This window comes from Micromonospora sp. RTP1Z1, from assembly GCF_033804685.1.
Lineage (GTDB): Bacteria > Actinomycetota > Actinomycetes > Mycobacteriales > Micromonosporaceae > Micromonospora.
Genome location: NZ_JAPFQV010000111.1, coordinates 1 through 8744 on the forward strand (window position 1 = coordinate 1; position 8744 = coordinate 8744).

The 8744-nt window shown below is 74.4% G+C and carries 5 protein-coding genes; all 5 read right to left on the reverse strand.

The features are described 5' to 3' along the window. Positions 1-94: 94 nt before the first annotated feature. Positions 95-2659: a valine--tRNA ligase gene (gene valS / locus SLP03_RS30990; protein WP_319464192.1), complete on the reverse strand. Its 2565-nt coding sequence runs from the start codon at positions 2657-2659 to the stop codon at positions 95-97. 104 nt (positions 2660-2763) lie between these two features. Beyond that, a complete protein-coding gene (locus SLP03_RS30995; RefSeq protein WP_319464196.1) occupies positions 2764-4596 on the reverse strand; it encodes an ABC transporter ATP-binding protein in 1833 nt (610 codons plus the stop codon). Between the two features lie 65 nt (positions 4597-4661). Next, on the reverse strand, positions 4662-6476 hold the full coding sequence (locus tag SLP03_RS31000) for an ABC transporter ATP-binding protein (RefSeq protein ID WP_319464193.1): 1815 nt from the start codon (positions 6474-6476) through the stop codon (positions 4662-4664). 52 nt (positions 6477-6528) lie between these two features. After that, positions 6529-7035 carry a methylated-DNA--[protein]-cysteine S-methyltransferase gene (locus SLP03_RS31005; protein ID WP_319464194.1) on the reverse strand — a complete coding sequence of 169 codons (507 nt, stop codon included), beginning with the start codon at positions 7033-7035 and terminating at the stop codon, positions 6529-6531. Continuing rightward, positions 7032-8534, reverse strand: coding sequence for a DNA-3-methyladenine glycosylase 2 family protein (locus SLP03_RS31010; protein WP_319464195.1), 1503 nt, complete (start codon positions 8532-8534; stop codon positions 7032-7034). The genes SLP03_RS31005 and SLP03_RS31010 overlap by 4 nt, the downstream gene beginning before the upstream one ends. Positions 8535-8744 lie beyond the last annotated feature (210 nt).

Consider the following 8744-nt stretch of genomic DNA (forward strand, 5'->3'; position numbering starts at 1 on the left):
AGGCTGCACTTTCAGAGAAAGAGTGGCTATTCCGCCGCGAATAGGCACTCTTTCCGTGAAAGTGCGCGGATCTTGGGACCCCGGGGGGTGGGGGTCAGAAGGCGCAGGCGATGACCAGGTCGGGGGTGCGGTCGGGGCGCAGGTCGAGTTTGGCGATCCGGCCGGCGGCGCGGAGGTCGTCGGCGATCAGGGTCAGCTGGTCGAGCAGGGCGGCGGGGCCGACCGCCTCGGCCAGCGGCACCTCCGCCTTCATCGACAGCTTCCGCTCCGACTTGGCCCGGCGTACCTGGCCGAGCGCGTCGGCGGCCAGCCGCAACAGCTCCGGGTCGCCGGGACCCTGGACGGCCCGCCCCACCTCGTACGTGGTCGGCCAGGTCGACCGGTGCACCGAGCCGTACCGCCACCACGACCACACCTCTTCGGTGACGAAGGGCAGCACCGGCGCGAAGAGCCGCAACTGCACCGAGAGCGCGGTCGCGAGGGCCGCCCGGGCCGAGTCGGCCCCCGGCCCCGTGCCGTAGGCGCGCTCCTTCACCAGCTCGATGTAGTCGTCGCAGAACCGCCAGAAGAAGGCCTCCGCCGCCTGCAGGGCCGCGGTGTGGTCGTACCCGTCGAAGGCGGCGGTCGCGGCGGCGACCACCCCGGAGAGTTCGGCGAGCATGGCGGTGTCCAGCGGCTCGGTCGCCGGGGCGCGCAACGCGTCCGCGGCACCCAGCCCGAGGGCGAACCGGGACGCGTTGAGCAGCTTGGTGGCGAGCCGCCGACCCACCTTGATCTGCGCCGGGTCGAAGGCCAGGTCCATCCCCGGCTTGCCGTTGGCCGCCCAGTAGCGGACCGCGTCCGAGCCGTGCTGCTCCAGCAGGCCCATCGGGGTGACCACGTTCCCCTTGGACTTGGACATCTTCTTCCGGTCCGGGTCGAGGATCCAGCCGGAGAGGACCGCGTCCCGCCAGGGCAGCACGCCGTGTTCCAGGTGGGACCGCACGATCGTGGCGAAGAGCCAGGTCCGGATGATCTCCTGACCCTGCGGGCGCAGGTCCATCGGGAAGACCCGGCGGAACAGGTCCGGGTCGGTCTCCCAGCCGCCGACGATCTGCGGGGTCAGCGACGACGTCGCCCAGGTGTCCAGCACGTCCGGGTCGCCGACGAAACCGCCCGGCACGCCGCGCTGCGCCTCCTCGAAACCGGGCGGGGCCTCGCTGGACGGGTCGATCGGGAGCAGTGCCTCGTCCGGCGTGAGACGCTGGGACCAGTCCGGCTCGCCAGTGTCGTCGAGCCGGTACCACACCGGCACCGGCACCCCGAAGAAGCGTTGCCGGCTGACCAGCCAGTCGCCGGTCAGCCCGCCCACCCAGTGGTCGTACCGGTGCTTCATGTGCTCGGGCACCCAGCGCAGTTCCGCGCCGCGGGCCAGCAGCTCCGCCCGCAGCCGGGCGTCCCGGCCGCCGTTGCGCAGGTACCACTGCCGGGTCGAGACGATCTCCAGCGGCCGGTCGCCGCGCTCGTAGAACTTCACCGGGTGAGTGATCTCGCGCGGCTCGCCGACCAGGTCGCCCGCGTCGGCCAGCATCTGGACCATGGTCCGGCGGGCGCCGTTGACCGTCTGCCCGGCCAGCGCCGCGTAGGGCTCGGCCGGCACGCCGGCCGGCGGCTCGGGCAGCAGCCGCCCGTCCCGGCCGATCACCACCCGCGTGTCGAGCTGGAGTTCCCGCCACCAGGTCACGTCGGCCAGGTCGCCGAACGTGCAGACCATCGCGATGCCGGTGCCCTTGGCCGGGTCCGCCAGCGGGTGCGCGCGCACCGGCACCTCGACCCCGAAGACCGGGGTACGCACCGACGCGCCGACCAGGTCCGCGTACCGCTCGTCGTCGGGGTGGCAGACCAGCGCCACGCAGGCCGGCAGCAGCTCCGGCCGGGTGGTGTCGATCAGCACCTCGCGCCCGCCCGGCCCGGTGAACCGCAGCCGGTGGTACGCCCCGGGCCGCTCCCGGTCCTCCAGCTCCGCCTGGGCCACCGCGGTGGCGAACCCGACGTCCCACAGCGTCGGCGCCTCCGCCTGGTACGCCTCGCCCCGGGCCAGGTTCCGCAGGAACGCCCGCTGCGACGTCGCCCGGGCCACCCAGCCGATCGTGGTGTAGGTCAGCGACCAGTCCACCGACAGCCCGAGCCGCCGCCACAGCGCCTCGAAGACCTCCTCGTCGGCGACCGTCAGCAGCTCGCACAGCTCGATGAAGTTGCGCCGCGAGATTGGGGTCTGGTCCTTCCGGGCCGCCTCGCTCACCGGAGCCGCGGGCGGGACCCAGTTCGGGTCGTACGGCAGGGCCGGGTCGCAGCGCACCCCGTACACGTTCTGCACCCGACGTTCGGTGGGCAGGCCGTTGTCGTCCCAGCCCATCGGGTAGAAGACCGCGCGACCGCGCATCCGCTGGAACCGGGCCACGGTGTCGGTGTGCGTGTACGAGAAGACGTGTCCCATGTGCAGCTCGCCGGATACCGTCGGCGGCGGGGTGTCGATCGCGTACACGTCCGAGCGCTCTTTCGCGCGGTCGAACGCGTACGTGCCGTCCTCCTGCCAGTGGCGCGCCCAGGTCTCCTCGATGCCGTCCAGGGTCGGACGCTCGGGGACGCCGGCGCGGGCCGTCCTCGCCGTATCGGTCATCAGCCGATCCTAGGCAGCGGGTGACGACACGACCACGGCTTAACCATCGTGCCGCCCTCCCGGTTGTCCCCGACGGGACAGCGGGCCGCCCGTCTTCACCGGCGTCAGATCAGCGAGTCCCGCCACTGGCGGTGCAGGGCGGCGTACCGGCCGCCGGCCACGGCCAGCTCGGCGGGGGGACCGTCCTCCACGATCCGGCCGCCGTCGAGCACCAGCACCCGGTCGGCGATCTCCACCGTGGAGAGCCGGTGCGCGATCACCAGGGCTGTCCGGTCCCGCAGGATGCTGCCGAGCGCCCGCTGCACCAGCCGCTCGGTCGGCGCGTCCAGCGACGAGGTGGCCTCGTCCAGGATCAGCACCCGCGGGTCGGCCAGGAACGCCCGGGCGAACGCGACGAGCTGGCGCTGCCCGGCGGAGAGCCGGCCGCCGCGCCGGTGCACCTCGGTGGCGTACCCGTCGGGGAGCGCGGCGATGAAGTCGTGCGCACCGATGGCCCGCGCCGCGGCCTCCACCGCCGCGTCGTCCGCGCCCGGCCGGCCGAACCGGATGTTCTCCGCCACCGAGCCGCTGAACAGGTGGTTCTCCTGGGTGACCAGCGTCACCGCCCGGCGCAGCTCGGCGTCGGCCAGGTCCCGCAGGTCGACCCCGTCGAGGGTGATCGCGCCGCTGCCCGGGTCGTGGAACCGGGCCAGCAGCTTGGCGATGGTCGACTTGCCGGCGCCGGTCGGGCCGATCAGCGCGACGGTCTGCCCGGCCGGCACGGTCAGCTCCAGCTCGGACAGGATCGGCGCGTCCGGCCGGTAGCCGAAGGAGACCGACCGGAAGGCCACCGCGCCGCGGCCCGGCCCGGTCGGCAGTGCCGCCGGCCGTTCCGGCTCGGCCACGGTGGGCCGCTCGTCCAGCACCCCGGCCAGCTTCTCCAGCGCGGCGGTGGCCGACTGCAGCGAGTTGTAGAACTGGCTCAGCTCCTGCATCGGCTCGAAGAACCGGCGCAGGTAGAGCAGGAACGCGGCGAGCACGCCCACGTCGGTCCGTCCGTTCAGCACCCGCCAGCCGCCGTAGCCCAGCACCACCGCCACGGTGAGGTTGCCGATCACCTTGATCCCCGGCGAGTAGACCGCGATCAGCCGGAAGGCGCGCAGGCTGGCCTGCCGGTAGTCGTCGTTCACCGCGGCGAAGATCCGCTGGTTGCGCGGCTCCCGCCGGTACGCCTGCACCGCCCGGATGCCCCGCAGCGACTCGACGAAGTGCACGATCACCAGCGTGACCGCCTCCCGGCTCCGCCGGTACGCCCCGGCGGAGGCCCGGGCGAACCAGCGGGACAGCCAGAACAGGAACGGGAAGGCGAGCAGGGTCGCCGCGGCCAGCGGCAGGTCCAGCCAGAGCAGGATGCCGGCGACGGACAGCACGGACAGGGCGGCGACCACCAGGTTGTCGATCCCGCCGTCGACCAGCTCGGCGATCGAGTCGAGGTCACTGGTCAGCCGGGAGACCATCCGCCCGGAGGTGTACCGCTCGTGGAAGCCGACGTCCAGGCGGAGGAAGTGGCCGTACACCCGCTGCCGGAGGTCGAGCAGGACGGCCTGGCCGATCCGGGCGGCGAGGGTGAGGAAGCCGCGCCGGGCCGCGTACTCGCCGATGCTCGCGGTGGCGAACGCGGCGGCGACGGCGACCAGCGGTCCCGGGTCGCCGGCCCGCAGCGGCGCGATGGCCCGGTCGATGCCGAGCATGACCAGGTACGGGCCGGACATCGCGGCGGCGTTCTGGACCAGCAGCAGCGTCACGGCGAGCCCGAGCCGCCTCCGGTGCGGGCGGAGGAGCTGCCCGAGCAGGGCCCGGCTGCGGGCCCGGAGCCGGGCGACGGCCTCCGGCGCGGCGTCCTCGGCCCGGCTGCGGTCGGCGTCCGGGTCGGTGGCCCGCCCGCGCCACCGGGTCAGGTCGGGTTCGTCGTCCGGAGCGCTCCTCGGTCGGGGGACCCGTCGTGACCCGTCCCGCGCTTCCGTCACGAGCGCACCAGGCCGGCGCCGTCGTGCCGCTCCAGCGGCCCGGCCGAGAGCACCGCCCGGTAGGCCGGCACGGTGGCCAGCAGCTCGGAGTGGGTGCCGACGGCGACGATCCGGCCGGCGTCGAGCAGCGCGACCCGGTCGGCGAGCGCCACGGTCGACGGGCGGTGCACCACCAGCAGCGCGGTGGTGTTCCGCAGCACCCGCCGCAGCGCCGCCTCGACCAGCGCCTCGGTGTGCACGTCGAGGGCGGAGAGCGGATCGTCCAGCACGAGCAGCGCCGGCCGGCCGAGCACGGCCCGGGCCAGGGCCAGCCGCTGCCGCTGGCCGCCGGAGAGGGAGATCCCCTGTTCGCCGACCCGGGTGGCCAGCCCCCACGGCAGCTCGTACGCGAACTCGGCCTGGGCGAGGGCGAGCGCCGCCCGGACCTCCTCCTCGCCGGCGTCCGGCCGGCCGAGGGTCAGGTTCTCCCAGACCGACATGGAGAAGAGCGTCGGCTCCTCGAAGGCCACCCCGACCAGCCGGCGCAGCGAGGCGAGCCGGAGGTCCCGCAGGTCGTGCCCGTCGAGGGTGATCCGCCCGCCGGTCACCTCGTGCAGCCGGGGGACCAGGGAGAGCAGCGTGCTCTTGCCGCAGCCGGTGGCTCCGACCAGGGCCAGGGTCTCGCCCGGTTCCACGCTGAGGTCGACCTCGCGGAGCACCGGCGCGATGGTGCCGGGGTAGCGGAACGAGACCCGTTCGAAGCGGAGCCGGCCCTGTACCTCGGCGCGGTCGAGCGGCCGGGCGTGCGGAGCGTCCACGATGGTCGGCGGGGTGTCCAGCACCTCCTGGATCCGGTCGGCCGCGGTCGCCGCCTCCTGCCCGTTGGCGATGATCCAGCCGAGCGACTGCACCGGCCAGGTCAGCATCAGCTGGAGGCTGACGAAGGCGACCAGCTCGCCGATGCTGAGCGCCCCGCGGGCGGCTGCCGCGGTGCCGGCGACCAGCACCACCCCGAGGGTCAGGTTGGGGACCAGGTCGAACAGCGCCGAGGTGCGAGCCAGCAACCGGGCCTTGCCGACGCCGGTGTCGTGCAGCGTGCGGGCGCCGCCGGCGAACCGCGCCGCCAGTTCGGGACCCCGGCCGTACGCCCGCATGGTGCGCAGCCCCTGCGCGGTCTCCTCCACCAGCGTGGCCACCTCGCCCTGCTGGTCCTGCATCCGGCGGGAGGCGGCGTGGTAGTGCCGGGCGAACCGGCGGCTGATCAGGAACAGCGGCACCGCGCTGGCCGCCACCAGCAGTCCCAGCGCCGGGTGCAGGCGGACCAGCAGCACCACCACGGCCAGGTAGGTGACCAGGTTGAGGACCAGGAAGAGCAGGCCGAACGAGAGGAACCGGCGGATCACCGACAGGTCGCTGGTGATTCGGGAGAGCAGTTGGCCGGACTGCCACCGGTCGTGGAAGCCGGCCGGGAGGCGTTGCAGGTGGGCGTAGATGTCGGCGCGGATGGCCGCCTCCATGCCGACCGAGGAGGAGGACTGGGTCCACCGCCGGATGAAGATCAGCACGGCCTCGGCCAGGCCGAGGAGGAGGGCGAGGAGGCCGAGCCGGAACAGCCCGGCGGCGTCGTGCCGGGCGATCGGCCCGTCCACCACCCGCTGCACCACCAGCGGTACGGCCAGGCTGGCCGCGGTGGCAGCGAGGGCCGCGATCAGCAGCCAGGCGAATTCCACCGCGTACGGGCGCAGGTAGTGCCGTAGTCGCCAGAGGTTGTGCGGCGGATGGGGGCGGACGCCGTCACGGAAGGCTCGTTTACCGTCGCTCTCCGCAGGCACTACCCGACGTTAGCGTCAAATGTGAGTCGCGCTTCTGTCAGCTTCGCGTCACTCAGCGCTCCTGCCGCTCGTGATCAAGCAGCCACTCCTTCACACTCAGCCCCCACCGGTAGCCGCCGAGCGTTCCGTCGGTGCGCAGCACCCGGTGGCAGGGGACGAAGAGCGCGGCGGCGTTGCGGGCGCAGGCGGCCGCGGCGGCGCGGACCGCCGCCGGGCGGCCGGCCTGGCCGGCGAAACCGGTGTACGTCACCGGCTCGCCCGGCTTCACCTCGCGGAGCACCTGCCAGGCGTGGGTGAGGAACGCGCCCCCGCTGTGCTGCTGCACCGGCACCGCGTCGATCGCGGTCAGGTCGCCGTCCAGGTAGGAGCGGACGGCCACGGTCACCGGGCCGAGGTCCGGCCGGTCCCGCAGGTCACCCCGGAGGCTCGGGTGGATCAGCGGCACCAGGCCGGCCGGGTCGGCGGTGAAGCCGGCCGCCCGGACCGCCCCGTCGGGGCCGGTGAGGATGCTCAGCGGGCCGGTGGGCGTGTCGATGACGCTGCTGTCCAGTGTGGTCATGCTGCTCTCCAAAGTCGGATCACGGCGTACGACCGCCAGGGGCGCCAGCGATCGGCGTACGCGTCGAGGGTCTTCGGTTCGGTGGGCAGGCCGAGCGCGCCCGCGCCCCGGCGGACGGCGAGGTCGGTGGGGAGGAAGACGTCCGGGTCGCCGAGGGCCCGCATCGCCACGTAGCCGGCGGTCCACGGCCCGATCCCGGGCAGCGCGGTGAGCCGGCGCACGGTGTCCTCCCGGTCCCCGCCCGGCTCCAGCTCGAGCTCCCCGTCCACGACCGCCCGCGCCAGCGCCCGGATCGTCTCCCGCCGCGCCACCGGCATACCGAACGCGCTGTCCGCCAATCCCACCACCTCCGCCGCGCTGACGAACCCCCGCAGCGGCGCGCCCTGCCCGTGTTGATCAAGAAGTTCGCGTCCGCCAGGGACCGTTTCCTCGACGCGAACCTCTTGATCACCGGTGGGGGCGGGGGTGGCTGCCTGCAGGAGGCGGTTGAGGGTGGTTCGGGCGGACTGGAGGGAGACCTGTTGGGTGGTGATGGCGCGCAGCGCCATCTCGAAGCCGTCGACGGCGCGGGGGAGGCGTACTCCCGGCTCGGCAGCCACCGCCGCGGCCAGGGCGGGGTCCTGGGCGAGGGTCTCGTCGATCGCGACCGGGTCGGCGTCGAGGTCGAGCAGGCGGCGGCAGCGGGCGACCGCGGGGGCCAGGTCGCGCATGTCGGCCAGCCGCAGGGTCGCGGAGACGTGCCCGTCGGCGGGGGTCAGCGCGGCCTCGCCGGCCCCGTGCGGCAGCCGCAACCCCCGGCGGTACGTCCCGTCGCGGACCTCCTCCACGCCGGGCAACGCCCGCAGCGCGAGGAAGTCGAGCAGCGCCGTCGCGTGCAGCGGCGGCCGGTACGCCAGCCGCAGCGTGATCGTGCCCGCCCCGCGGGTCGCGGGCCGGCCGCCCCGGCTGATCCGCAGCTCGGAAGGCGCCGCCGCGTACACCTCCCGCACCGTGTCGTTGAACTGCCGGACGCTGCCGAACCCGGCGGCGAACGCGATCTCGGCCATGCCCAGGCCGGTGGTCTCGATGAGGATCCGGGCGGTCTGGGCGCGCTGGGCGCGGGCCAGCGCGAGCGGTCCGGCGCCCAGTTCGGCGCGGAGCATCCGGTGCAGGTGCCGCTCGGTGTAGCCGAGCCTGGCCGCCAACCCCGGTACGCCGTCCCGGTCGACCACCCCGTCGGCGATCAGCCGCATCGCCCGCCCGACCACGTCGGCCCGGACGTCCCACTGCGGGGAGCCCGGGGCGGCGTCGGGGCGGCAGCGGCGGCAGGCCCGCAGCCCGGCGCCCTGCGCGGCGGCGGCGGACGGGAAGAACCGGACGTTCTGCCGCTTCGGCGTCGTCGCCGGGCAGGACGGCCGGCAGTAGATCCCGGTCGAGGTCACGCCGGTGTAGAACCAGCCGTCGAACCGCTGGTCACGGCTGTCCACGGCCCGGTAGCACCGTTCGAAGTCCAACTCCACGCCACTGATACTGCCTTGCTGGTCGGGACGATGGCTGGCGGGATTCGGACCTTGCCGTGCGGGTGCTGCCGGGCCGCCTCCCCGACCGGCCGCGCCGCCGGCCCGAGGTGGCCGGGCCGGCGGCGTGCGGTCAGCGGGGTGACGGGCTGGGCGACGGCGCCGGCGGCCAGGTGCCGGTCGGGCTCGGCGAGGCGGTGGGGAGCCCGGGGG

What these genes read in the sequence shown, in the direction of transcription:
- valS (WP_319464192.1), bottom strand. Translation starts at nt 2,659, where the DNA reads ATGACCGATACGGCGAGGACGGCCCGCGCCGGCGTCCCCGAGCGTCCG.
- SLP03_RS31005 (WP_319464194.1), bottom strand. Translation starts at nt 7,035, where the DNA reads ATGACCACACTGGACAGCAGCGTCATCGACACGCCCACCGGCCCGCTG.